This window comes from Ktedonosporobacter rubrisoli (genome assembly GCF_004208415.1).
GTDB lineage: Bacteria > Chloroflexota > Ktedonobacteria > Ktedonobacterales > Ktedonobacteraceae > Ktedonosporobacter > Ktedonosporobacter rubrisoli.
This window is the reverse complement of record NZ_CP035758.1, coordinates 3,929,550-3,953,486: the sequence shown is the minus strand read 5'-3', so window position 1 is coordinate 3,953,486 and position 23,937 is coordinate 3,929,550. Positions and strand designations below refer to the sequence as shown.

The following is a 23,937-nucleotide window of genomic DNA, read 5'->3' as shown; positions in this document are numbered from 1 at the left end:
GGTGGTAGACCTGGATTGCTGCACGGCGCTTAGCATCCTGGACATTACAGGTCCAGCACTTTCATGGGCTTCAGGTAACGCGTCTCGACCAGACAATCTAGCGCGTCAGGAACTGCATGCGTTATTGCTAGTTCTACCGGTCGATGGTGTATTGGGCGCGGGGTTGTACCCAGGGCCTCGGCTTCGCTAGCCCAACCTGATTGGAGCCAGCTCTTATAAGGCACAAAGGTCTGTAGCCCTCGCTGGGCCGCGCGACGAAGCGCATTGCCCGTATTAATTGGCGTTAACGTAGCATCTTCGCCGTGAGAGGCCAGAAGCCGTTCTGTATCAATAATCATGATTACCTGTTCACGCTGTCTGGAAGCCAGGCGCATACGGTTGAGGCGGTCAACATTGCACCAGAAGAAAACCTTTGAATTCAGTAGGGCATACCATTGCGCGGGTGTCATGCCTTGTAAACAGCGTTCAAGTGTAGCCGGCGGCATAGGTTTCTGATCACGAATGATCGCCCCATTCGATAGGATCATTTGTTCCTGGCGATATTGCTGTTCGAGGCGGGTGCGCTCAAGGCCTGCCAGACCGGCCCTATCGAGGAGTGCTGTGGTGCTTAGCAAGCCATGACGTTCGATTGAGGGCCAGTTCAGAGCATCAGCCATGTGATAGACAAAACGCGGTAGACGAGGATCACGAGGAACTGTCATATTTCCCCCTGTTTATACGTGCTCAAGATAGCGCTGGCCCATCTGGTACAGGAGATCAGGGCCGGGCATCTCCCTGAGTTGTTGATGGAAGATCTCGAATTCGATGGGTCTTGTATAGCCAGTCTCCTCAACGGCCAGGCGCAGGCGGCGCAACTTGATAACGCCGTCTCCCATCATACCACGTCCAAGCAACATGTTGGGGGTAGTACTGATAGCACTGGCAATACACATGTAGTAGCAGAATATAACTATGCGGATGATACCGGGGGCTATCACCATGCTTAATATGAACTATAGCGAGTTCAATAAATCCTAAAGACAATAGCTTCCTTTTCGCGGACGCTGAGCGCTTCCAGAAGCGCAGGGAACAGAACAGCGGCGTTTTTTGCTGCTACGTTACGATTTTCCCTGGTTGGGGTTCTAATTATAGAGATACATATGTATACTAGAGTTCGAAAGGCTCATATCGATGTTTCCAATTCTTATGCTTGGTTCAGGGGTGTTCTGGACGGCGACCTATGTGCTCATTATCCGCAAGAGCATTCAGGATCGGACGTATGGTATGCCCTTAGCGGCCTTATGCGCCAATATTTCCTGGGAATGTATTTTCTCATTTCTTTTGCCTTCTCCTGGTATTCAGCAAGTCGTCAATATCGCCTGGTTCCTCTTAGATCTAGGGATCGTGGTCTGTTTCCTGCGCTACGGGCGGGACGAATTTGCCGATCTCTCAAAAGGGGCCTTTATGGCGCTCTTTGGTCTGACGTTGGCCACAAGTTTTGGCGCTGTATTGCTGGTGACCCTCGAATTCCACGATCATGGAACCTATGCCGCCTTTGGACAAAATCTGATGATGTCCATCTTGTTTATTATAATGCTCTTGCGCCGTCGTTCTTTGCGTGGGCAATCGCTGAGCATTGCCCTATGCAAGCTGATTGGTACAGCATTTGCATCGCTCGCCTTTTTTCTCTATACCTCCATTTCCCAGCATTCGATCTTGCTTCCGTTTCTCTATGTGGCCATTCTGGTCTATGATCTGATCTATGTAGCTCTGATCTATATGCTACAACGAGCGGCCAGGAGAACTGTTCAGGAGTCGGCACTCTCATCGAAGCAGAGAGAATTGTCTCTCTAATGCCTCAATTCCCATTAGCCTCTTCACCCACGAAGTTGTGGCGGCACACAGAGAGGAGAGGTGGCTCATGTCTATCCACCTTATTCCTCCCCGCGTTGATGCAGGAGCGTATTTTTGAGGTTGTTTCGATGAGAGCAAGGTGAAGCATCCAGAAGGACGGGGTAAGTACCGCTTAGCAAAAGTGAGCTGGATCAGCGTTGAATTGCAATCATGTTATCAAGTTGAGCTATTGCATTTTCTAATTGCTGCCTGGATGTGGCCTGCTCATCTTTGGCTGATGACGCAAGTAATTTAAACAGTATCTGTCGACACGTCTCTAACATAGAATGAAGCTCTCTTTCCTCGAAGCCGACCTTGCGGCGTCGCTGAAGATACTCATTAAATACATGAAGCCCTTGAGATAGATACTCTGGGCCTTGCACGAGTAACCAGATACTCTCACAGATCGTCGCGGTATCCGCAAGGAGCTGTGAATGAACCATCTCCGAGGCGTGAGGGCTGACCCTGCGTAATGGGGTGGCGATAGCCTCAATCGTCTCCTGAATATCGTCCTCAAGAAGTTGCCTTAGCGCTGGGTGAACCGTCATGAAGTCCTCCTTAAATTTCTTTATGTATAGATGTATTGGATGGTTTTTGCGGCAAGAAGGAACGAGAACCGTTTTTCGTGAGCCGTAAAATCAATGAGATTAGTCCGAAGAGGGCGAAGCAGGGAATGAGTATTTTACCAAGGGTGTAACCGGCTGCCATCCAGCTTTGGTGTTGCACCTGGAAGAGCAGCATGGCAACTTGTCCAGGATAAGTTTGAAACAAACCTGATAGCCAGTAAAAAAGCTTGATGAAAAACCATAGCCAGAAGATATTAGTTACCAGCACATAGATGAGAAGAGATAGCTTGAGCCAGGTAGGAGTTGTCTCAGGAATAGCTTGCTCCATATGCATTCTTAACGCCTGCAAGGTTTGCCTCATGCGCCCCTTACCTTGTCGCAAACTATGAATGCAGGCGCTATTAATTGCTTGTTGGAGCTGATCGAGGGCTATGAGACCAAGCAGGTCGGTAACCATCCAATAGCCATCGAAGCGCAGGAAAGGGTTGAGCGAGAATAAGATAGAGCCGACGATTGAGGCTACTGCGAAGAGATAGAGCTGTGATGCGGTTAGAAGATAGAGGCCGTAAAAGAGAAGTAAGACCATGCTTTGAAAATAGATGCCGCCTAGATCGACAATGGCCCGTTGTTTACGAGAAAGCTGCCAGATCCCAGACACATCGGTATAGAAAGCGGGAAAGATAATATATAAACAGAAGCCAATAGGGCCGAGCGGGGCGTGAAATCGTCGGCAGGCCGTGGCATGTCCCAACTCATGCCACAGGATACTACAGAGGCAAAGGATATAGGTCCAGAAGAGAGTTTGGGGAGTGGCATTCATGGTTGTGATGTTTGGCATGCCTTTAAATAAAAATATAAGCGTGATGAGGCTGGCCAGGCAACAGATAGGAATAGCAATGAGTGGATGGTAAAGCCAGGTTAAGAAGTGTACAAGCGAGGTAACGAGGGAAGGTGGAAGCAGCGGTATCTTGAAAGCAAGCATATCGCGTGGTCGCGAAGCAGGCGTTGGGTTATCCGCAAGCAAGCCAACAGGAGCAAGAATCGTCATGACCTTGCGATATAGCGTATAGGCATCGAGCGAGATGTGCCAGGATTCTGATAATCTTTGCGCTGCTTGCTCATAGGAAATAGTGGCTGAGGTTTCTTGTAACAAGGCAACAAGATCGTAGGCTTGCTGCGAGAGCCGCAGCCGATATCCCTTTGGATGAATGGCAAGAAAAAAATGCCGCTTATCTCCAGCCAAGCCGAAATCAGCAGGCAGTACTTGCAGGTTGGGCACCAGGTCAGGTACTGACTGGTGCCGATCAAATGCTTGCAGAGGAATGAGCTTTAATTCAGCTGTTTGCGTCTTTTGCATAAAATATCGTTCTCCCCTCATTCGCTTCTTTGCCGTATCTCTCTTTGAAGTTCTTGTAAATAGGGAAGCTTGTTTGCTGTGTTTAGCATATGAAGGACTGTTGCAACAGTAAAGTTGCGCTGCTGATCATAAACTTTATGGTTAATTTTTCCATAGGAGGCGCGGGGAAATTGAGAAAGCCAGGGTTGAGTGCACGCAGGATCTGGTATGCGTAAAATGGCTGCCGGCTGCCAGCTTCCATCATTTTCTTGGTTGCGGCGTAACCAGGAGAGACCGTGAGAGACCGCCTGAGCTACTGAGTGAAGTAAGACCTGCTCCTGGGCAGATACTGCCTTTGTATCAGCCTTTTCACCTGACTCTTGTGCAAGTAATATATCTATTCCCTGCGTCAGAATATCCAGGGCAAGGGCTGTGGGGGCAGCTTGAGTTTCTTCTGCTAGATAATCAGGATGGAGTGCCCACCCTCCATCACTCTTTTGTGCTCGCAGGACAAATGCTAGCGCCTGCTTGATGGCTGCTCGCTGGTGAGCGTCGTGCCAGCCAGCCTGTACAGCCTCCTTGATGAATTTGACTGCTTGATTTGTGCCGTAAAATGGGCCTTCGTACCAGTATGCATGCCAGCTTCCTTCACTTGTTTGCTGCTGCAGAACAAATGCTAGCGCGGTGCGAACTGGCTCTGTCAACGATCCTTCTAGTAGCAGTAAAGCGCGACCGCAAGTGGCAGTGATTTCGGTATGCGGCTTAAGCCAGTGCTGTCTCACAATATAATTGTCACCTATTGAATCGATATAGGTGCTAAAGCCGCCATCGGGATGCTGATAGCGCTGCAATTGAGCAGTGATTTGACTAAGCGTTTCTTCGAGGAGAGTTGTGCTGTGCAATTTTTTGGCAAGATTACCCAGAAATAGCCCTATGTTGGAAGTAGAATCTGCGTCGTGGGGAGCACGTGCATTGTAGCCCCATTCTCCATTGACACCAGTTTTGAGTAGCCATTGCATCGCCTGTTTCAGGGCCTCGTGCTGCGATGGATAGGGGATGAGTGCTTGACCAACATAGCCAGAAATCCAATCGGTGCTATGGCCAATGCTGAAAAGGAAATCCCCCCATGCCCCATCGGACTGTTGCTGTGCGGTAAGATAGGATAGAGCACGATCAAGCATTGGGAGCTCCTCTGGCGGCAGAGAGTCCGAAGCCTGAGCTCCTTTTAGCATTTGTGGAGAACCAGCCATACGGGACAGATCACGTTCGAGTTCAGCTAATGCACGCTGGCAGTCGCCCAGGAGTCGTAGCCAGCTAAGTTGATGGCGCGGAGCGGTGGCTGGCGTTGGCAGCTCGTTAAGGCGAGCTTGCGCCTGGGTAAAATAGTGTGCTGCCCTAACTGAAGCAGCCTGCGCGATTCCTGAGCGATAGAGATGCCGCCTCAAGTATTTCAAGTATTTCTCCTGCTTCTCCGCATCGTCAGGATAGTCAATCTCGCCGACCTCGCGAGTAAGCTCGGCTAGCAGGAGAGAGGGCTGTGAGGCGCCGATATCATCTTTCCAATCGCGTAAATCGTCATAGAACTGTAAGCCGATATTTGCCAGGTTGAGGGATTCGGTTAGCGCGCTAAGATACTCCTCCGGTTTTCCATCAAGGACGGACAATGCTGCAACCGCCAGGGTAGAAGGAGCCGCCTTCCCCGCAGCAATCTGCTCAGCCGTCTGGAGATCGAAATCGAGAAGCGAGCTGCGAGACCACTTCTGTTCGAGTTGCAAGGCAGTGTTGTAGGTATGCTGGCTATTCCGGAAGTGGGTCCAGAAGGGACTATCAGATGGAAATAGCGTATAGAGAAGATGGATTGCCTCTGCGTGGATTACATTGATACGCAGAATCTCTTGTGAGACTAGGTGCCCATCGAAAATCTTATCGCTTAAAAAAATATAAAGGGAATAGAGTCGTCCAGCCTGGGCAAGCGTGCGCATTGTATCGAGCGGAACTGTAGGAAAGAAGGGATAGAAGAGAAAAGGGTAGCAATCATTTATTATATCGCCATAGGCAGAATCCTGGGGAGTGATAGGGCGTGCAGATAGTGGAACATCATAGACAACAACTTCAGGCCATTGGCTCCAAAATCTTCCCATGAATGTGTCAATAAGTTTGACTTCCTGGCCGAGATCATAGCTACAGGCAATATTCATAAGATGTCCTCGTTGAGCGTTGATGCGAAAATTTGTAGTGACTTTCCAGGTGAGCAAGTATGGCATCTGTGACTACACTTCCTTGCGCAGTCACAGACAGGAAACGGTTATACCCTCTAGTGGACGGGTTGTATATCAGAAAGGGTCGATCTGAGCGGCCTGCTAGCCGTTGCCGAAAACCTGGCAACGCATATCGCAGTCACAGTCATAGAGCGGAACCACGGTAGAGAACTCAACACGCTGATCAAGGAGCTCAGCCGTGATATCCTCATCATTCAAGCCTGCGATCTCCCAGCGCTCTCGCTGGCTTTGATCCATGCTTTCAATATGCTGGTTTGTTGGCATAGTTTTTTAGACAGATAGTCCGCAAGGATATTCTGTCTCCTCCTTATAAAAAAGATAAAAGGGGTAGTGTGGAAGATGGAGAAGTAAGGGAGGATAGCTTCCTTACTTATTATCTGTAATTTCTCCCACAATCGGCGTCACAGTTGCAATCCCAGAGCGGAACCACGGTAGAGAGCTCCACGCGCTCATCGAGGAGCTCGGCAGCGATATCCTCATCGTTGAGCCCTTCAATTTCCCAATATTCTTGTGGAGTTCGTTTCACGTCTTGCGCGAACTGAGCTCGAAGAATGTCTCCGCTTGTTGACATAAAATCTCCTTCCCGGCTTTATAAGCCTCCTCGGAAGAGGAGGAAGAAATGTCCACCCTATTGATCTATGCCTGGCTCTTGGTCTACGTGCCAGACATCTAGATCTCCTGGGAGATCCTAACTTCCCGGGAAGTTAAATCTGCGGCAATCTTCATTGCATCCACAATCCCAGAGAGGAACGACAGTAGAGAACTCCACACGCTGGTCGAGGAGTTCAGCAGCGATATCCTCATCGTTTAAGCCCTCGATCTCCCAGAGCTCTGACTGGTTGTTCCCCAAGCTTTCCCGGCTAGTGCTATTTATGAGCATATACCCTCCTTATCAGAATTAAGGTCTAGTACATTTGGCAATGGGTATCACAGCTGCAATCCCAGAGAGGAACGACAGTAGAGAGCTCCACGCGCTCATCGAGGAGCTCAGCTGTGATATCCTCGTCGTTCAAGCCCTCAATTTCCCAGTGCTCTAACTGCTCACCTCCCGAGTTTTCCCGAGTAGTGGCTCTGTCTATTAACATAGTTTCTCCTTCCAGGCCTTCTGTGAAGGTCCTCTCTTCCAATATATTGAAATAGGTCGAGCTGTCCGATTATTTTCTATGTGCTTCGCAATCGCTGTCACAGCCGCAATCCCAGAGAGGAACGACAGTAGAGAGCTCCACGCGCTCATCGAGGAGCTCAGCTGTGATATCCTCATCGTTGAGCCCTTCAATTTCCCAATACTCTTGTGGAGTTCGTTTCACGTCTTGCGCGAACTGAGCTTGAAGAGTATCCCCGCTTGTTGGCATAAAAACTCCTTCCAGGCTTTTACAAGCCTTTGCTTCCAAGATGCCTAAGAAGGTCTGAGAGGTCCATCATAGGTGTTATGGCGCATTGCTATCGCAATCGTAGTCGCAACCACACGACCAGAGTGGAGTCACAGTTGAGAATTCAACGCGTTTATCGAGGAGCTCAGCCGTGATATCTTCATCGTTCAAGCCCTCGATCTCCCAGTTTCGCTCCTCTTGTGTTCTTTGAGATTGTTGTGTATCGTCCACGATATAGCCTCCTCTATTGACAAAGCATGCCGCCGCCATCGCTTGAGAGAGTTGCTGTACTAGTTTGTTTTAGCGCGGTATCGCTGTTTTCCATACTTTGATATTCGAGATAAGCCTCTCTCACCCCTTTCTGAAAAACTGCCGGGTAGGAGTTACAATGGTTGTTCATAAATTTCCCCGTCTGAGCTGTAGCATAGACAGCACAGCCACCTCCACAGTAGAGGGAATATTGGCACTTGCGACACGTAGGAACGTTAGCGATAGTTCGGTTATGCCAGCGTTCCAATTGCTTATTATTATATTTAACCGCTCCCGTCTCGAAATCGATTCGTCCCACGCGCAAGGCCGGGAAACCTACCCATTCCCAACATGTATAGATATCACCGAGTGCATCAAAAAGATACATGCCCGAATGACTTGCACAAAAGGCGCTCCTGGGAGGTATTTGCGTCTTGTTGACGAACATCTTCAAGAACTCTCCTTTAACACCCGTTGCCGGACGCTCAAAGAGCTTCATCGCGTTATCGCCATCTCCCTCTTTGGCGGCCATAAACAGATCAAGCTGATATGGCGTAAAACCCTCGGGAGGCGGAGTTTTTGAGGGATAGTTGACCGGAGTAGCGTAGATACTGAAGTTAGAAAACGTATTGAGACGGCGCTTCTGAACGATCTCCGCTAATCCTTGCAAATGGGGTGCATTTATTCTTGTGACGTTGACACGTACATCAATTTTTACCCCGCGTGGGAGTAATAGCTCGATGTTTTCCATGATCTTATCAAAGGTGCCTGCTCCGATACCATCCTTGTGGATGCGAGAGCGATTATGCGCTTCGCGGGGCCCGTCGAGCGTTATCTGAAGCTGGGTTACCCCTCCCGGTCCCATCACATTCATGTGATGCTGCAATTCGGTCCCATTTGTAATGGCATAGATGTGATCGAAGCCTTCGGAACGTGCCTTCTCGACAATATATTCGATATTTTGTACATTTTCTGCCAAAAACGGTTCCCCGCCATAGAGCCCTAAGCGGCGTGATCGATGAGCCTCATCTTCAGGCTGGAGATCCCGAATAGCTTCAAATATACGATCTGTTCGTTCAGGCGTCATCGACCTCAACTTAAAGTGGTTTTCTGCTTTGACACGGAGATCGTTCTGGAAGCAATAGGAGCAGCGCAGATTGCAGTCGTATGTGGGGACCAGGAGAAACGAACGAAAGCGCATCTTTCCGGCGTGGATTACGTTTACAACATCCACTAAACGTTGCTGCTCTTCTTCTGCGCTCAAGTTGGTCAGATAGCCTCTACGAATGAGACGTAGTAGCGTCTGTTCTGAGGGAGAGGAAACCGGACCTTTCGGGCCTTCAACCGGTTGCTCCGTTGGGTGAGCGACCCATTGTTCATCTCCGGCTTTACGCATAGCACGAAGGAACTCGGCAACTTTTTCATGTACTACATCCGTAGCTCCTGTTAAACTGTTGACGATTACAACCTTTTCAGAATCTGGAATAGTGACGTAAATGGTATAGCTACTAGTGCGCATCAAGGTTCCTTTCCTTGTCACTATGCAGTATGGTGTTGTAGCAAGGATAATTAATAGCCTGCATGTGTAAACTACCGTCTGTACGAAAAAAGTGTGCTGAGCAGTAAAGATCAGGCAGGGCAAATTTTTCGCTGCTAATGTGGCAACATGTCCCTTACTTGTTTCAAGTGCTTGCTGAGAGTCTACTTGAATTTAGTAAGATTGTCTTCCCTTAAAGAAGGTAATTTTTAGACCATCCTTTCGAGCATCAATTATAGATCGAAAAGACGTAACAGACGGGCTTGATATATGGCTTGTGCGCGACTATGGACCTGAAGCTTTGAATAGATTCGCTTGAGATGAGCATTAACCGTGCTTGGAGCCAGGGTGAGTTCTCGGGCAATTTCCTTATCAGAGAAGCCTCTTGCCAGAAGAGCCAGTACATCATTTTCCCTTCTACTCATAGAGAGAGCTGGAGCGCCTACTTGTGGCTGAGTAGGCTGTAATACCTGCTTCTGCACCTGAGTTTCAGAGGTATACTGATCCTGGAGCAATGTAGAGATAGTTAGATAATGCTTATTCTCGGCGAGCAGGGTATGGATGTAGGCAGGAGCAGGTAGGGGGAGCGTAATAGGAGGTCTGTTCTCCTCTAGGGAGAGTCTATCAAGCAACCGGTGCAGGAGCGAATCAAGCAGAGGGGCAAACAAGGTACTTGTTTTGAGAAACGTTCGGATATAACCCTCTGCCTGACCGAGAGCAAGGGTATGCTCTATGCACAGCGAAGCCTGAGAGTGTTGTCCCTGGGCCTCAAGGGCTAATGCCTGCAGGATATACAAATGAAGGAGCCAGGAGAGATCTGGTATTTGGGCCTCTATCCTCAACAGCTCTGACAGGGCTTGTAAGGCTAAGGCTGGCTCCTGGTTCGCCAGGGCTACCTGGGCTAAGGTAGTATAGATCATAAAACGGAGCACAAAAGGCGCTTCAGGATGGAGGGTATAACTGTAACGCCACTGGTTTGCTCTTTCCAGGTCACCTTGCATCAATAACAACTGGGTTCGATGAGCCTCAACCATCGAACGCCTGATGGTAAGATAATGGCCATTAGACAATAGCGGTAAACGATCTGGATAAAAGCTCTCAATCTCATCGAGAATCGCAAGTGCGCCCGTAGTATCGTCCTGGGCCAATTTTAGCTCAAAGAGTAACCAGCAAAGGCGTCCGTGAAGCTCGATATTCCGGCTATGCTGAATATACTCCATGATGTATCCTAGCTTGTCCTGAGCACCTTCCAGGTCGTTCCATTCCAGCTCTATTGTACTTTGCGTGAGCAAGAATAAGCACGGGATATGGCCTGGTGACGAATGCTGGCCATCCTGCTGTAGAGCATGGGCACAAAAGCCATGAGCCTGATGCAATTGTCCGCGCATACGGTAAATTTCTCCCAGAGCAGACATTGCTTGCAACTGGTCAGTTCGATTATCTGCGGTTTGTCTGATTGTCACCAGCGTTTGTTGCGCGCGCTCGATCAGGGCCAGGTTACCATTTAGAACGTATCGATCGAGTAAGCGGTATGCAGCCAGATAACGCAAGGTCATATAGGTATGTGGTAAGAAGTCGAGAGCCTGCAGTAGCTTTTTGCGCACCCCCTTAAAGTCACCCTGGGGGTAGAGTTTCATTGCCTGCAGGAACATAGAGATCCCATGTAAATGAGGTGGTATCTCCTCTAATTTTAGTCGGGCTAATAGCTGCTTTGCGGCCTTAGTATCTTCAACCAGAGTCTCCAACTCAGCACTTTTGTGAGGAATTGTGAAAAAATTTCCTCGTAGCACCCAGAGCTGCAGCAGAGAGAGGAGGAGATGCTTCTCGATCATATCGCTGGAGAGAGAGCCTAGCCAGCGGCGCAGAGAGGCTAATTCGGCAAAGGTCCAGGGCTCAGTACTCTCGGCATAGCGCATTAACAACGCAGCCACTCGCTCTTCCTTCGAGGCCGCCCAGGCATGCTCGATCGCCTCTTTCAACATACCATGCTCTTCGTACCAGAAACTAGCTTTGAGGTGCAGTAGTGGGAGCAATTCGGGCATTGTGTGCTGTATATGGAAACGTATTGCCTTAGCAAAAAGGGACTGATAACGGTATTCTTGCCGAGAAGTATCGAGTAGGAAGAGAAAAAGATTACAGCGATCGGACGAGTGTAGTATCTCATGAGCGTTATGCTCTTCGACCAGAATATCACAGAGTGGGGCTGTGAGCCGGTCCAGAATACTAGTGTGAAGCACAAAGGTAAGTACCGGCCTGGCTAAGGAGGCCAGAAGTTCCTCTTGTAGATAGGCAAAGATATGGGATAGGATCTCTGCCTCGTTCTCGCTTGTTAATGCTCCTGACTGGTATATCCCTTGGGCAAGTAATTGTAAGCCTACTATCCACCCTTCGGACTCCCCCTGCAATGCCTGTATTTCTGCAGCTGATAGGGCAAGATCTCGCAAACCATTTAGAAAGAGAGATGTCTCTTCCAGCGTAAATTGGAGGTGTGGTATGCCTATTTCCAGCACCTGGTGATAAGCTCGCCACCTGGCCAGGGCAAAAGGTGGTGTGCTACGTGTGACAAATACAAGGTGGAATCTGGGAGGCTGGTGTTCGATAAGAAAGAGTAGAGCCTCATGAATAGCGCTGGAGTGGATCGCTTGATAGTTGTCGAGAATAAGAACAGTGTCTTTTTGTATCTCGCCGAGGATGTTAATGAGACAGATCAAAGCGCTCTGATTTACTCCTTTTGCAAAAAGTGGCTGTATAGAGTCGGTTTCAATAAATGCTCCTATTTTTAGGCTTGCCAGAACATATCTCCAAAATGTAAGTGGGTCGTTATCATCGTTGTCTAGCGTGAGCCAGGCGATAGAGAAGGGAGCCTGTAGTGACCGAGAGAACTCCAGCTCTGAAGCTGTTATACCATTTCTATTCGCACCTTTGGCGCCCAATTCAGTGGCCCAGCTAGCCAACATTGTCGTCTTGCCATAACCTGCTGGGGCACAAACCAGAGCGAGAGGATATTGCGTAATCTGATGGAGAAGTGGCTGCAATCGCTTACGCCTGATAACATCTCTATGTAGAACTGGAAGGCTCATCTTCCAGCGTAAAAGCCTGTTTTGTTGCCGTGGGCCAACTGATGCGGTAATTTGCATATTGGCGGCATTGATCTGCTTTTTAGGCTGCACATGCCGTTCAAAGGAAATGTGCCGATTATTTTCAGTTTTCTGATCCGGTTCTCTTTGGACAAGACGGGAAAAATGAGCAGCAATCTCGTTAAGTCGCTCTAATGTTAATGCCTTCGATGGCCCGATATAAATGCGTTTCTGCACACTATTAAGGCTATAGTAGGCGCGCCAGTATCCATTGCCGCGCTGATTCCCTGGGCGCTCTTTACGCAAGATAAAAGAACAGTTATTGTACTCTACGCGAAAAATGCTTGCTCGTACCAGCCAGGACTTCCAGGCCTGTGAGCCGAGAACAAGCTTTCGGGTTCTTCCCTGAGAATGATAGGTTAATAGCTTATCTTTAAGGACGGGAACACGGCGGTCCATTTTACCTCCTTGGAGAACAGCGACAGCTATTATAGCTTGTGGTGTTCGGAGCGTTCGGGAAGATCAGAGCCCCCTTTTCCCAGAACATACATCTCCTGGGTTCCCTTGCTTTAGTACATCCAGCGCTTGCCAATAGCTAGCCGGTAGCGCCAAGGGGTGCATCTGCTGGGGATAATGCGGTTTGGGTTTGAGCCAGTAGGCGCCCTGACCACTAGAGAGGGATATGAGTTAGCACTTCCATGGAAAGAGTACTATGTTCCCAGCAGGGGTAGGAGGGATCATCCATGATCTATTCCTCGAAAATCTGGTAGAAAGTTGGTATACAATTTGCGCCAACCTTCCTTTTCGCACTGCTATAGCAGTGCGAAGTACATAAAGTCTGATAGAAGGCAGGGAAGCCTGGTTCTGTCTCAACAGTATCTTTTGAACAATTTTAAGTATACCAGACGAAAAACACAAAATCATTGTGTTTTTTCTTGATCTTTTTGTGTAATCTTAACTTCCCAGATACGAGCGAGAATTGCGTAGCTTTTTCAGACTTTCTTGAAGTGATAGAATCTCGGGATGCTCAGGGATCAGGATCTGCTGGCGGATGTAAAGGGCGCGGAGGTAGAGCTCCTGGGCCTGCTCAATTCTTCCCTGCTCGTAATACAGGTTCCCTAGCATATGGAGAGTAAGAGCGAGATCGGGGTGTAGTGGCTCATTTGCCTGCTCGAAAATGTGGAGTGCATGGAGGTAGAGCTCCTCGGCTCTAGTAGTATGGCTCTGAGCTTTGCAGATATTGGCATATGTGATAAAGGCAGAAGCTGTGGCAAGGTGATCGGGATTGAGTGCGTGTTCATAGATCTGCAGGGCCCGTAAAATGAGGGTGTGGGCCTGTTCATAGCGGCCCTGTAGTTGATAGAGCCAGGCGAGATTGTTCTGAAAAAAAGCGACGTAGGGATGATCAGGTCCAAAAATCTGTTCGCGCAACTGGAGAGCGCGCAGGTAGAAGGCTTCGGCCTCCTGATATCTCGCCTGGCGACGATAGAGACTGCCAAGATTATTGAGGATAGCCGAGACCTCAGGGTGCTCAGGTCCCAGGTAGAGACTGCCTAAATCAAGTGCTTGCTGAAGAAGTGGTTCGGCTTCCTGATACTTTCCCTGGCGTATATAGAAGGTTGCAAGATCATTCAGTAATGTGAGCTCATCAAGAGGGCGAAGTGTTCCCATGTGTTCATGAATATGCATAAGGCGTTGATAGAGCGTTCTAGCTTCGTGAAAGCGCCCCATATTTCCGTAAAGAGCTGCCAGGCCAATGAGCAAGACAAGTACATGAGGGTGCTCGGGCTCGGCCACCTGTTCGCAGATGTCTAAAGCTTGTAGATAGAGCGCTTCTGCCTCGTCCTGCCGTGCGAGATCAAAGTACAAAAAAGCCAGCGCATGAAATGGGAAGATCTGTAACCGCTGCTCCTGCGGCAGATGCTTATCAATATGGGAGAGTGCCTGCTGATAGCGTATTTCTGCTTCTTGGTATTTGCCTTGCTTGTGACAGGCTTCTCCAAGGCCAGTGAGAGTGAGCACGAATTCTTCATCATTTTGTGTGGGCAGTGTCTCAAGATGAGAGAGCGCCTTAAGATAGTAGGCTTCTGCCTCAAGATGGCGCGCGCGCTGCAAGTAGTAGGTAGCCACTTTGGCTTGTAGAGATGCAAAAACAGAAGAGGAGTATTTTAGATCCTCAGCTTGCTCGATAACGGCGAGGACATGCGGTAAGAGCTGTTCGCACCAGGGCCATTGTTCCACATTGGCATGCTCTCGATCCAGCGCAAATGCCTTGTGAAGAAACTGTACCACGAGCCCCAACCAGCTGCGTCGCACTTCCAGAGATAAGTGCTCCTTGAGCACCAGCTGGACAAGACGGTGGACCGTGAAAGTTTTATGTTGCCTGTTATGGCGAACAAGCGCATAGGCTAAGAGCTCGTGCAGTAGGGCATTCCATTGGAACTCATCGATGGGGGCGGAGGACAAGAAAGGCTGCAAAGCAGAGAGATCGTCGGTGAAGAGCGCTTCGGGAAGCTCGTCCGGTGCCAGAAAGCACAAGAGCGTCAGCAATTCAGCGGCGTCAGGTTTCTTTTGCCGAAGCTGTTCGAAAGCCAGGGCAAAGGTTCCCTCTACCGAGAGAGGATGGTCTGAGGGAGCGACGTGCCCCTCAAGCAGTTTAAGAGGTGATGCGTGATAAAGGCGTAGGAAATTCTCAAGGCTGCAATGCATAGCTCCAATATAAGCGCCAGCTTGCTCAATAGCGAGCGGTAAGCCACCCATATCTGCAACGAGAGCGCGGGCTTCTGCTTTTATCTGGTTGGATAGTGTTTCCTGGCAAGACTCTGGGGAAAGCAAGTGAGAGCGACAGAGTAATAACTGGACTCCTTCATCCTCAGTGAGCGGTTCCAGCTCAAAGCAGGGAGCTAGGTGGGCAAGATCGGAGAGGCGCGTGGTGAACAAGAGCGAACCGCTGCGTGCAGTTGGAAGATAGTGTTGGAGCATCTCAGGATTTTCTACATTGTCAAAGATTAAGAGCCAACCGCGATGCATATTCAACCATTGAATGACGGCGTTGATAATGTTGATTTGCTCTCGTATGCCTTTGATCGCAAGTTGCAGTTGCTGTGCAACACCTAAAAAGCTGGCGAAAAGCGTCTCGGTAGTCTCTGCTGAGAACCAGAAGACGGCTGTAAACTCCTGAAAATGCCGGTAGGTATATTCGAGAGCGATCTGCGTTTTCCCTATGCCTCCAAGGCCACTCAGGGCACACGCGCAATAGTGCTTCTCCTGGCGTTGCCTCCCTAAGGCCTGATCAAGACTTTGCAAAATAGCTTGTCGGCCAGTAAAGAAAGGATTACGTTGATAAGGTATGTACCAGTAAGGTGAGAGTGCCGTTAAGCTTGCTTCAAGCAGACGACGGCGCTCAAGATCGTTCAAGCCGAGCTGACGTGCGACTTCTAACACCATTGTAGCGTTCTCAGGCAGAAAGTTACCTCGTTCCCAGATGCCTATCGTATTGTGATGGACTCCAATCCTATTAGCAAGCTGACGCTGAGTGAGATGTTGACGTTTCCTGTACATTTTCAGCAGGCTGCCGAAACTTTCAAAAGGTATTTCTTTCATTGTTATCCTTGCAATAGCTGCCTATAATTTAAATGCCCTTGAAAGAGTCAAATATATTACAACACCATGCTTGTGTGTAGATAGTAGCATAAATTCGCATATGAAGAATGTGAGCTAATAAACATTATAATTAATTTTGTAATAAGCGTATTAATTGGAAATAGAAATGAATCTGACCAGATCTCTCAGGTATTTCATTGGACAAACTCCCGCTCAGCGCCAGGAGGAAAATCAACCTGGCGCGTCTTCTAAGAAGGATTCATCCTGCGACAGCTTCATTATGAGTATCAAAAGTACGAATCAGCGCGCTCCTTTATCGACAGTGCTCTCTTCAGAGGCTACGGAGCCTTGGGGGGAGGAAGAAAGGGCGTCAAAGAGAGGGGGAGTAGCTCCATTGCTCTGGGAGGCTTGCAGCGTGAGGAATTGCTCAGGTGAGATGCCATGAGCTTGCAGCAGGTGGATCAGCATATGGGTCTGACGTATGATTTCCTCGTCTTGGGCGGAAAGGTGGTGCATGATTTGCTCGATATCATGGTAAGTCTTCATGGTGGTCTCAAATTGCTCGTTAGCCTGTAATTCCTGTTTGCGTCCAAGCAAGCCCTGACCCACCATAATGACGATCATTAAAGGCAGTTGTGGGACTGAAGCCAGAGCCAGCAGCAGCGGCCACGGGAGCGGATCAAAATGGACAATGGTGGCATTGGCGAGAATCCAGAGCACGATCCAGGCCATAATGAGCCAGAACGTGGGCATAGCTTGAAAGACCTGGGTCATACCCACTGCCACTTTCTGGTTAAAATTGCCTGCCGCCTTCTCTGCTTTAAAGATGAGATTGACGTTTTGTGGCTTATAGGGATAAAGCGTAGGATGAAAGAGCATGAGGCGGCGTAGGCGCTCTACGTGAGAAAGGGCACTTTGGCCTGAGCGATTGGATACGTCCTGCGCTTTCTCCTCTGACTCTTGATGCGTTTGTTCTGGCATGTTCTTCTCTCCTTTATGATAAACAATCCTCTTTATCAAATGAATGCTTAATATATAAATACTTGTTTTTTGCTATCAATAAACATTAAGTTGCTCCCAGATTGCTGCTAAGAGAAAATCGATTCTAGCCGTTCACCTGTCACTGAAAGCAAAAATTCATACCACGAAAGCCTGTCCTTTTTGCGCGCGTCAAGATGAGGCCTTGACACCCTAATCGCGCCATCTCTGCAGCATTTTCTGCATTGATGACATAGCTATTGACAGCGAGGTTGTCCTCATTAGTCATTGTGCTCTCCTTGCTGCAGGGAAAAGAATTGTTGACAAAAGCTTCGTTTGGCATCTTGCCTGATCAGCGTTTCGCCTGCACGCTCAGCTTGACTGAGCCTGCTGATTATTTTCTCATTTAGAGAGCTCAAATACAAGAGTTGCATTTGCCATTGTAGCATCATCCGTAAAAGGATACGATCAGCAGGATAATAGTCCTGTTCAGGGAAAGCAATGGCAAGCAGTTCGATATGCTTTCTTACGATATCTAAACGCAATGGCGTAAAATACTTTTCTACTCCACTCATTACAACCACGGCTCCTCTTAACTTTGGAACAAAAAGCAGTGGAGAGCCAAAATACATCCAACACTTTGTGAATGTTCAAAGGGATATCCTTGCATATTGTTAAAGACGAGGAGCTTTCTTGAGTTTCAGTGCTAAGGAAGCTCCAGGCCTCGGGCAGTCTCATAGCGGGACCAGAGCTTACCAATAAAACTGAGATTTATTGACAGAGGAGGAGAGGCATGTTATGATCTTGGAGACGTTATTCATATGATTTGATCGTAAAACCAATTATTTTTGTTGTTTTCTCTGGTATAAGAAGATGTATTTATCTCTTTAAGGCCAGATTGTTTACGTTTCTACCTCGTTACGCGAATAAAAAGCTTATTTAAGGTCATACCAGAAATGACAAATGCATCATTGTTACTATGACAACTATGGGGTGAACGAGACAGTGATCGGTCGAGTTCCGAGAAGATCCGTTCTTTCATGATGCCCTCGACCACCAGTTCTGTACTCATCGGTTTGCATATTGCTATTCCTTATGCTCTGATTGGGGACGTCATGGCTGAACTCATCGACAGCAATAGTGGTATTGGCTATCTTATCAACACTTCGGCAACGCAGTTTGATAGCGCCGGCGTCTTGGCTGCGCTTCTGGTGCTCACGGCGATTGCTGATGTCCTGAACGTCGTTGTCAGCTTCCTTGATCGTATGACTTCCCGCTGGAAATCAGAAGTAAACCTGAGCAGGAAGACGCTGCCGTAAAAGCCAGATGATCTCTCCATGAGATCGACGGCTCATGTGTATCGGTGATGGAATTGAGAAAGAGAGAACGGATGATGCCCTTTTCTCCACGATCCTTGTTATCTTTACTTGCCTGTTTGCTGCTTGTCGGGCTCAGCTTCGTCAGCTGCGGCGCAACGTCCCCAGCAAATTCTATGGCATTAAAAGTGGGGCAGTCAGCTGCCACTGTCACATATTTTCCTACCTATGTCGCCATACAACAAGGCTTTTTCAAAGCCCAGGGATTGACACTTGATCCTCCTAATCCTATCCTCTTGGGGAATGATGCGAAAGTGGAAGCTGCACTTGAATCGAACAATATCGATTTGGCTACGGGAACCATCACCGCTGCATTTACGGTAGCAAGGGTAGATGGCACCATCAAGCTTGTAGGTGCAATGACGAATGGATATACTATTGATATCATTGTCTCTCAGCGCTTTGTGCAGCAAACTCACCTGACAGAGGCAAGCCCACTTGAAGAGAAGGTAAAAGCGTTAGTAGACAAGAAAATTGGCGATGCGGGGAACAGCGGCACGACGGAAGCATTAATTGTCTATTTATTTAAGATGTATGGTTTCGATGCACAACGCGATGCGACGTTGGTGAATGTAGGTGGGACCACTGCGGCTGGACTTGCAGCGCTCGCGAATGGGAGCGTCGATGTGCTTTCGTTCCCAGCGCCGGCAGGGCCGGAAGCCGAAGTACGGGGAATCGGCTCTATCTTTATTAGCCCGGTGCGTGGCGATATTCCAGCCATGGTAGATCAGTCCTATGGAGTACTCTTTCTCAAACAGAGTGTTATCGATGCCAAACCGAAAGCGGTACAGGCATTTATTCGTGCACTGGCACAAGCACAAGAATGGATTCGAAGAAATCCCAAGCGGGCAAAGGAACTCTTGGGAAAGTACCTCAAGCTCGATCAGAAAAATATGGATGCGGTTGCCTCTCTTGCCATGCCAAGTATGGCAGCAACTCCGCAGATCAGCCGGCAGGCATTCAACACTGCGAATGAATTCCATGTGAAAGCAGGTCTTCTGGCAGTAGGTCCTCACTATGAGGATCTGGTAGATTCTACACTTATTCACCGAGCTCTGAGTGGACAGGCAAGCTCCTCATAGCTGCCCGAGGAGGAGAGATAGTGACAGAACTGGATGACGTGAAGTGGAATTTTGCCCATCATGCTGCCTCTAGCTTTGACCGCACCGATGCCGCCAATGCGTCACCTCTCTATGCCTGGCTGGCACGGTGCGCATCTCTTGATAAGGAAATTTTGCAGTTGGTTTTGCATGCTACTACCAAGTCGATGCGACCGCATATGCTTTTCGCTGCGGTGCAGTATTTACTCCTTAGTGGCGTGCAAGATGAACTTGTTGAATTTTATCCCAACTTCACCATAAGGCCGCGGCCCCATGGTGAGGCCTATCCCTATTTTCGGGCCTTTTGTTTGAAATATGCTGAGGAAATCTGCCGGTTGGTGAGTACCTATGGAGTGCAGACGAATAATGTAGGGCGCTGTGCAATATTGTTACCGGCTTTTGCCCTGGTAGCACAGCATGGGGGATATCGACCATTAGCGATGCTTGAACTGGGGCCAAGTGCTGGGCTGAATATGCTCTGGGATCGCTACGGCTATGACTATGGGGCTGCTGGGTATGTGGGGGTACATACCTCTCCTGTCCAGATCCACTGTGAGGTACGAGGCGAGAGAGTGCCAGCGTTACCAAAGAAGATCCCAAAGATATGCTGGCGAATGGGAATTGACCTTCATCCGCTGGATGTTCATGAGGAAGAGGCCGTACGTTGGCTAAGGGCTTTGATCTGGCCGGAGCACCGAGACCGCGCACAGCTCCTGGAATCTGCTCTGATCATAGCTCGCCAGCACCCGAGGCCGATGGTTGTTGGTGACATGGTTGATCGGCTGCCTGAAGTGCTGAAGCAGGTACCAGTTGAGGCAATACTGTGTCTCTATCATAGCTACGTCCTCTACCAGATCCCTGAGCCTATTCGGGCACGCATCCTTGCACAGATTGCTGAGTTTGCGAAGACGCGGGAGCTATTTCGTGTCTCATTCGAGAGCGCTAGAGAGATGGGTCAGGCTGCATTGGAATTGTTCTGGTATCGTGGCGGCAGTGAGGAACAACGGCTAAGATTAGCTGAGGGCGAGAGCACTGGTCGTTGGATGAAGCTATCTGTTCAATGATGCGCATTTTTGCCTTTCACCTTTCCTATGAGCGCAACTACAGGCATTTCATCTTGACCAGTCGGCGGTAGAGCTTTGCCTATGCGCTATAAAAGTAGCGCATCGTGCCGGTCTGCACATCAACAGGCTAATGATCAACTTGTGGAAATCTGGCGCAGGACCTCGACTTTCCGCCTGGTTGGATGATATGCCCTCGATGGCCTTGTTGTCCTCCAGGTTTCTTGTCACTCAACTACTGCAAGCTCTTGAGGGGACGAACAAAGCTATCTGAAGAGGGCGGGAGGCTGCTGTAATAGCTATCTTTGGCCACCTGCCCTTCCAGGATTTTGCTGCGCTCCTGCAGGAAATCACACCTTCTCTTGTGTTTCACATCCAACGAGAGTTACTTCGACTCGATTATCGTGGTATACGGCACCCGAACCCATATCGGCGTCACGTTCAGCTACTGTCGCATTGACATTGGAGTCACTTTCCGACTGCCCAGGCCAATATCCCTTAGTTGTGGCTGCAACCCCCGGTCGCACATGATCGCTCACCTGAGCCAGTGCTATGAAGCTGCCTCGGTTGTTAAAGACACGTACCAAGTCTCCATCCTTGATCCTACGCCTGGCTGCATCCACAGGGTGAAGGGTAATCTTAGGGGAGCCAGCCTTGCGAAGGAGATCTGGTTTGTTTGCAAACGTTGAGTTTAGAAAGAAATGGGAGGCGGTCGCCAGCAGGACGAGAGGAAAGCGTTGGGCAAGCTCATTTTGGACAGAGGCTGCTTCGTAGGGTGGTGTATACCCAGGTAGGGGATCATAGCCATCCGCTTTCGCCGTCTCAGAGTAAAATTCGAGCTTGCCGGATGGCGTTGGGAACCCATCAGTGAACGGCATAAAGGGATTTGGGTAAGCCAGCCGAACCCAGCCCTCCTGTTGAAGACGTTCTAACGTGATGCCTTTAAGTGCTGGATGCTCAGATTGTAGCACTTGACGCGCCAGAGCTTCATCGCTCTCATAGAGCAAGGGATTGTCAAGACCCATGGCGCGAGCAAGACGTCGGAAGATCTCAGTATGGGGTAAACACTCGCCTGGAGGGGCAACGGCTGGAGCATTCCAGGCAATATAGAGATGTCCATAGCCATCGTGCAGATCAGCATGTTCGAGCTGCATTGTTGCAGGCAAGACAATATCTGCATATTTGACGGTATCAGTGTGAAAGTGTTCGATGACCACTGTGAACAGATCTTCGCGTGAGAGGCCGCACCGGATCTTGTTCTGGTCGGGAACGCTAGCAAGAGGATTGCTTCCATAGATGATGAGAGCCTGGACTGGAGGATCAGACAGTTCAGTTAGCCCTTCGCCAAGACGTGTCATAACCAGAGTTCGGACGGGCTTCTTCAGAAGCTCCTCACGCCAAAGATCAGCGAGATTAGCTGGGAAGTAGCCGCTAGTGGAGTAGACCAGTCCACCACCCAGTCGTCCCCAATCGCCGGTGACGCCGGGAATGCTGGTTAGGGTACGTAGCGTCATGCCGCCACCCGCGTGGCGCTGCAAGCCCATCGTGGCTCGAATAGCTGTTGGTCGCGTCGTGGCAATACGCTGTCCGAGCGCTACGATCCTACTTTCGTCAAGACCGGTAATCGCGGCGACTCGACTGGGAGGGAACTGGGCAATGCGGGCCCGAAATTGCTCCCAGCCGAGGGTATTTGCTTGAATGAACTCCCTGTCTTCGGCTCCCATCTCAACAATCACATGCAACAGTCCCAGAGCCAGTGCGGCATCTGTTCCTGGAAGAGGTGCGAGATGTTCGTCCGCCTGAGCCGCAGTCCTCGTGTGGATCGGATCGATAGCGACGATGAAAGCGCCTTTGCGCCGTGCGGCCAGAATGAACTTCCAGAGATGATGGTGGCTGGTCAGTACATTCGTGCCCCACAATAGGATTAGCCTGGCATATTGCAAGGATTCAGGGTCTATACCACGATTGACGCCTACAGTGTAGCTTGATCCAATCCCTCCAGCCAGTGAGCAGATTGCTACGGCATTATGTTTGCTGGCGCCAAGCGCATTCCAGAGCCGTGCGCCAGCACTCCCGTTCACTCCTTGTAGAAAGCCCAACGTTCCGGTTCCCTGGTAGGGCCAGATGGCTTCGCCCCCGTAGCTGGCAATGGTATCGTTAAGTTTCGCTGCCATTGTTCCAATTGCCTCGTCCCAACTGATGCGCTCGAAGCGGCCTTCCCCCTTTTTCCCAACTCGCCGAAGCGGGTAGAGCAGCCGATCGGGGGCCGAAACGTGCGAAAGATACCCATTCATCTTCACACAGAGTGCACCACTGGTAAAAGGATGCTCGGCTACTCCCCGCAGGCCTACGGCTTTTCCATCACGAACCGTGACGACCCAACTACATCCATCGGGACAATCCAGTGGGCAAGCGCCATATACCAGCACATCGCCCTCAGTTGAGGAGGCACTGAAGCGCCCAGACCTTTGAACTACTGATTCCATACCATGCTTCCTTTCTTTCTCGGAGAAGGTAACATCCTGAACTTTTCGCAGACCTCTGCGTTGATTCTCCGCATCAAGTAGGCTTCAAAGTCCGGACGCGGGGATTGCGGAGTACCGTAATCGACCCAGGCCTTACGCTTAAACAAGCACACTGCAAGTTCCTGCGGGCCAGTGACACTCAAGATGGCCTTTATCCTTTCGGAGCGTTATAGATGTGATGTTGGATAACGCCACTAGCGGTCCACCGGTCTACTAACATATAGTCGCCTTGAAGCTCTTCATGAATTACCAGATATGCTATCCCATAGCGGTCAGCTGCAATGGCTGGTTGCGAAAAATGTGCTTTCGTCAAGTTGTACTTCTAACATTCTAACATTGAACATTTGGCGGTCCCTTATCCTGCTTGTTCTTGTATGGTACACCGAAAGTGGATGATTGAGTAGGTCCACTTGCTCCCTTTGTAAGTAGACCACTTTAGCCCTTCATGGAACGAAGAGAGAGCTTGGCCATTCACGAAAGAGGCTAGGGGGTTGACCTGACTCAACATACCTGCTATTATTTAGACGGCATAATAATAAATAATAGGTGAGATCTATGCACGAACCGATAACAACGTATCTTGAAGAGAGTATAAGTTTGTCCCTTGTACGGCTCTGTAAAGCTTTTCGTCAACAGGGGGAAGTCTGGTATCAGAACATCGGCCTCCACACGGGTCAAGAGCTGGTCATTTTCCGCTTAGCGGAGGAGGATGGTCTCTCACAGTCTCAGCTCGCAGCTCGGCTTGGCGTCGAGATTGGCACTGTCGCAAAAATGGTCCAGCGCATGGAAAAAGAGGAGCTGCTGATCCGTCGTCAGGATGCCGAGGATGCTCGGATCTCGCGGGTGTATCTGACGGAAAAAGGCCGGCGTCTTTGTGAGCCAACTTTGCACATCTGGAAAGACCTCGATGCTTGCCTCGTGCAGGGCATGAGTCAAGCAGAACAGCTCCTCTTTCGCCGCTTGCTCGTCCAGGCGGCAGCCAATTTCTCGCGCAGCTAGATTTTGCCT

General features: G+C 49.5%; 22 protein-coding genes. 5 read left to right on the top strand and 17 right to left on the bottom strand.

Annotated features, from left to right (window positions below; translation table 11 throughout):
- Positions 1-44: 44 nt before the first annotated feature.
- Positions 45-701, bottom strand: a complete 657-nt coding sequence (locus EPA93_RS17510) for a DUF7002 family protein (protein ID WP_129888744.1) — start codon at positions 699-701, stop codon at positions 45-47.
- A gap of 12 nt (positions 702-713) precedes the next feature.
- On the bottom strand, positions 714-980 hold the full coding sequence (locus EPA93_RS17505) for a hypothetical protein (RefSeq protein ID WP_129888743.1): 267 nt from the start codon (positions 978-980) through the stop codon (positions 714-716).
- A gap of 190 nt (positions 981-1,170) precedes the next feature.
- Between EPA93_RS17505 and EPA93_RS17500 the strand changes: the two genes are divergently transcribed.
- Positions 1,171-1,833: a transmembrane-type terpene cyclase gene (locus EPA93_RS17500; RefSeq protein WP_129888742.1), complete on the top strand. Its 663-nt coding sequence runs from the start codon at positions 1,171-1,173 to the stop codon at positions 1,831-1,833.
- Between the two features lie 191 nt (positions 1,834-2,024).
- Here the strand turns inward: EPA93_RS17500 and EPA93_RS17495 are convergent, their stop codons facing one another.
- The 14 genes from EPA93_RS17495 to EPA93_RS17440 form a co-directional block, all read right to left on the bottom strand.
- Positions 2,025-2,420: a hypothetical protein gene (locus EPA93_RS17495; RefSeq protein ID WP_129888741.1), complete on the bottom strand. Its 396-nt coding sequence runs from the start codon at positions 2,418-2,420 to the stop codon at positions 2,025-2,027.
- 10 nt (positions 2,421-2,430) lie between these two features.
- Positions 2,431-3,795 (bottom strand): hypothetical protein, encoded by a 1,365-nt coding sequence (locus EPA93_RS17490; RefSeq protein ID WP_129888740.1) that lies wholly within the window; start codon positions 3,793-3,795, stop codon positions 2,431-2,433.
- A 17-nt stretch (positions 3,796-3,812) separates the two neighbouring features.
- Positions 3,813-6,038, bottom strand: coding sequence for a prenyltransferase/squalene oxidase repeat-containing protein (locus EPA93_RS17485; protein WP_129888739.1), 2,226 nt, complete (start codon positions 6,036-6,038; stop codon positions 3,813-3,815).
- Between the two features lie 96 nt (positions 6,039-6,134).
- A complete protein-coding gene (locus EPA93_RS48475) occupies positions 6,135-6,290 on the bottom strand; it encodes a hypothetical protein (protein WP_165423211.1) in 156 nt (51 codons plus the stop codon).
- 136 nt (positions 6,291-6,426) lie between these two features.
- Positions 6,427-6,624, bottom strand: coding sequence for a hypothetical protein (locus EPA93_RS17480; RefSeq protein ID WP_129888738.1), 198 nt, complete (start codon positions 6,622-6,624; stop codon positions 6,427-6,429).
- 117 nt (positions 6,625-6,741) lie between these two features.
- Positions 6,742-6,933: a hypothetical protein gene (locus tag EPA93_RS17475; protein WP_129888737.1), complete on the bottom strand. Its 192-nt coding sequence runs from the start codon at positions 6,931-6,933 to the stop codon at positions 6,742-6,744.
- A 25-nt stretch (positions 6,934-6,958) separates the two neighbouring features.
- Complete coding sequence (locus EPA93_RS17470; protein ID WP_129888736.1) at positions 6,959-7,138, bottom strand: hypothetical protein; 180 nt, start codon at positions 7,136-7,138, stop codon at positions 6,959-6,961.
- 69 nt (positions 7,139-7,207) lie between these two features.
- On the bottom strand, positions 7,208-7,405 hold the full coding sequence (locus tag EPA93_RS17465) for a hypothetical protein (protein WP_129888735.1): 198 nt from the start codon (positions 7,403-7,405) through the stop codon (positions 7,208-7,210).
- 75 nt (positions 7,406-7,480) lie between these two features.
- Complete coding sequence (locus EPA93_RS48470; protein ID WP_165423210.1) at positions 7,481-7,654, bottom strand: hypothetical protein; 174 nt, start codon at positions 7,652-7,654, stop codon at positions 7,481-7,483.
- Positions 7,655-7,667: 13 nt separating this feature from the next.
- The gene (locus tag EPA93_RS17460; RefSeq protein WP_129888734.1) at positions 7,668-9,191 is read right to left on the bottom strand and encodes a radical SAM/SPASM domain-containing protein; all 1,524 of its coding nucleotides are present in this window, start codon (positions 9,189-9,191) and stop codon (positions 7,668-7,670) included.
- A 251-nt stretch (positions 9,192-9,442) separates the two neighbouring features.
- Complete coding sequence (locus EPA93_RS17455) at positions 9,443-12,745, bottom strand: winged helix-turn-helix domain-containing protein (RefSeq protein WP_129888733.1); 3,303 nt, start codon at positions 12,743-12,745, stop codon at positions 9,443-9,445.
- A gap of 495 nt (positions 12,746-13,240) precedes the next feature.
- Complete coding sequence (locus EPA93_RS17450) at positions 13,241-15,889, bottom strand: tetratricopeptide repeat protein (RefSeq protein ID WP_129888732.1); 2,649 nt, start codon at positions 15,887-15,889, stop codon at positions 13,241-13,243.
- Between the two features lie 300 nt (positions 15,890-16,189).
- Entirely contained in the window at positions 16,190-16,870 is a 681-nt protein-coding gene (locus EPA93_RS17445) for a DUF1003 domain-containing protein (protein ID WP_129888731.1), read from the bottom strand.
- Between the two features lie 278 nt (positions 16,871-17,148).
- Positions 17,149-17,442: a hypothetical protein gene (locus EPA93_RS17440; RefSeq protein ID WP_129888730.1), complete on the bottom strand. Its 294-nt coding sequence runs from the start codon at positions 17,440-17,442 to the stop codon at positions 17,149-17,151.
- A 453-nt stretch (positions 17,443-17,895) separates the two neighbouring features.
- Here EPA93_RS17440 and EPA93_RS17435 point away from each other — a divergent pair, with 453 nt between their 5' ends.
- The 3 genes from EPA93_RS17435 to EPA93_RS17425 all read left to right on the top strand — a co-directional run bounded on the left by EPA93_RS17435 (position 17,896) and on the right by EPA93_RS17425 (position 20,407).
- On the top strand, positions 17,896-18,186 hold the full coding sequence (locus EPA93_RS17435; RefSeq protein WP_277988983.1) for an ABC transporter permease subunit: 291 nt from the start codon (positions 17,896-17,898) through the stop codon (positions 18,184-18,186).
- 173 nt (positions 18,187-18,359) lie between these two features.
- Positions 18,360-19,325 (top strand): ABC transporter substrate-binding protein, encoded by a 966-nt coding sequence (locus EPA93_RS17430; RefSeq protein WP_207229581.1) that lies wholly within the window; start codon positions 18,360-18,362, stop codon positions 19,323-19,325.
- 20 nt (positions 19,326-19,345) lie between these two features.
- Complete coding sequence (locus EPA93_RS17425; protein ID WP_165423209.1) at positions 19,346-20,407, top strand: DUF2332 domain-containing protein; 1,062 nt, start codon at positions 19,346-19,348, stop codon at positions 20,405-20,407.
- Between the two features lie 347 nt (positions 20,408-20,754).
- On the opposite strand, the gene EPA93_RS17420 is transcribed toward EPA93_RS17425, so the two are convergent.
- Complete coding sequence (locus tag EPA93_RS17420) at positions 20,755-22,890, bottom strand: molybdopterin-containing oxidoreductase family protein (protein ID WP_129888726.1); 2,136 nt, start codon at positions 22,888-22,890, stop codon at positions 20,755-20,757.
- Between the two features lie 594 nt (positions 22,891-23,484).
- Between EPA93_RS17420 and EPA93_RS17415 the strand changes: the two genes are divergently transcribed.
- Positions 23,485-23,928 (top strand): MarR family winged helix-turn-helix transcriptional regulator, encoded by a 444-nt coding sequence (locus tag EPA93_RS17415; protein ID WP_129888725.1) that lies wholly within the window; start codon positions 23,485-23,487, stop codon positions 23,926-23,928.
- The last annotated feature ends 9 nt before the right edge of the window (positions 23,929-23,937 follow it).

What these genes read in the sequence shown, in the direction of transcription:
- EPA93_RS48475 (WP_165423211.1), bottom strand. Translation starts at nt 6,290, where the DNA reads ATGGATCAAAGCCAGCGAGAGCGCTGGGAGATCGCAGGCTTGAATGAT.
- EPA93_RS17510 (WP_129888744.1), bottom strand. Translation starts at nt 701, where the DNA reads ATGACAGTTCCTCGTGATCCTCGTCTACCGCGTTTTGTCTATCACATG.
- EPA93_RS17415 (WP_129888725.1), top strand. Translation starts at nt 23,485, where the DNA reads ATGCACGAACCGATAACAACGTATCTTGAAGAGAGTATAAGTTTGTCC.
- EPA93_RS17465 (WP_129888735.1), bottom strand. Translation starts at nt 7,405, where the DNA reads ATGCCAACAAGCGGGGATACTCTTCAAGCTCAGTTCGCGCAAGACGTG.
- EPA93_RS17480 (WP_129888738.1), bottom strand. Translation starts at nt 6,624, where the DNA reads ATGTCAACAAGCGGAGACATTCTTCGAGCTCAGTTCGCGCAAGACGTG.
- EPA93_RS17455 (WP_129888733.1), bottom strand. Translation starts at nt 12,745, where the DNA reads ATGGACCGCCGTGTTCCCGTCCTTAAAGATAAGCTATTAACCTATCAT.
- EPA93_RS17420 (WP_129888726.1), bottom strand. Translation starts at nt 22,890, where the DNA reads ATGGAATCAGTAGTTCAAAGGTCTGGGCGCTTCAGTGCCTCCTCAACT.
- EPA93_RS17450 (WP_129888732.1), bottom strand. Translation starts at nt 15,889, where the DNA reads ATGAAAGAAATACCTTTTGAAAGTTTCGGCAGCCTGCTGAAAATGTAC.
- EPA93_RS17445 (WP_129888731.1), bottom strand. Translation starts at nt 16,870, where the DNA reads ATGCCAGAACAAACGCATCAAGAGTCAGAGGAGAAAGCGCAGGACGTA.
- EPA93_RS17505 (WP_129888743.1), bottom strand. Translation starts at nt 980, where the DNA reads ATGGTGATAGCCCCCGGTATCATCCGCATAGTTATATTCTGCTACTAC.
- EPA93_RS17500 (WP_129888742.1), top strand. Translation starts at nt 1,171, where the DNA reads ATGTTTCCAATTCTTATGCTTGGTTCAGGGGTGTTCTGGACGGCGACC.
- EPA93_RS17460 (WP_129888734.1), bottom strand. Translation starts at nt 9,191, where the DNA reads ATGCGCACTAGTAGCTATACCATTTACGTCACTATTCCAGATTCTGAA.
- EPA93_RS17475 (WP_129888737.1), bottom strand. Translation starts at nt 6,933, where the DNA reads ATGCTCATAAATAGCACTAGCCGGGAAAGCTTGGGGAACAACCAGTCA.
- EPA93_RS17490 (WP_129888740.1), bottom strand. Translation starts at nt 3,795, where the DNA reads ATGCAAAAGACGCAAACAGCTGAATTAAAGCTCATTCCTCTGCAAGCA.
- EPA93_RS17430 (WP_207229581.1), top strand. Translation starts at nt 18,360, where the DNA reads ATGGCATTAAAAGTGGGGCAGTCAGCTGCCACTGTCACATATTTTCCT.
- EPA93_RS17470 (WP_129888736.1), bottom strand. Translation starts at nt 7,138, where the DNA reads ATGTTAATAGACAGAGCCACTACTCGGGAAAACTCGGGAGGTGAGCAG.
- EPA93_RS17495 (WP_129888741.1), bottom strand. Translation starts at nt 2,420, where the DNA reads ATGACGGTTCACCCAGCGCTAAGGCAACTTCTTGAGGACGATATTCAG.
- EPA93_RS17485 (WP_129888739.1), bottom strand. Translation starts at nt 6,038, where the DNA reads ATGCCATACTTGCTCACCTGGAAAGTCACTACAAATTTTCGCATCAAC.
- EPA93_RS17440 (WP_129888730.1), bottom strand. Translation starts at nt 17,442, where the DNA reads ATGAGTGGAGTAGAAAAGTATTTTACGCCATTGCGTTTAGATATCGTA.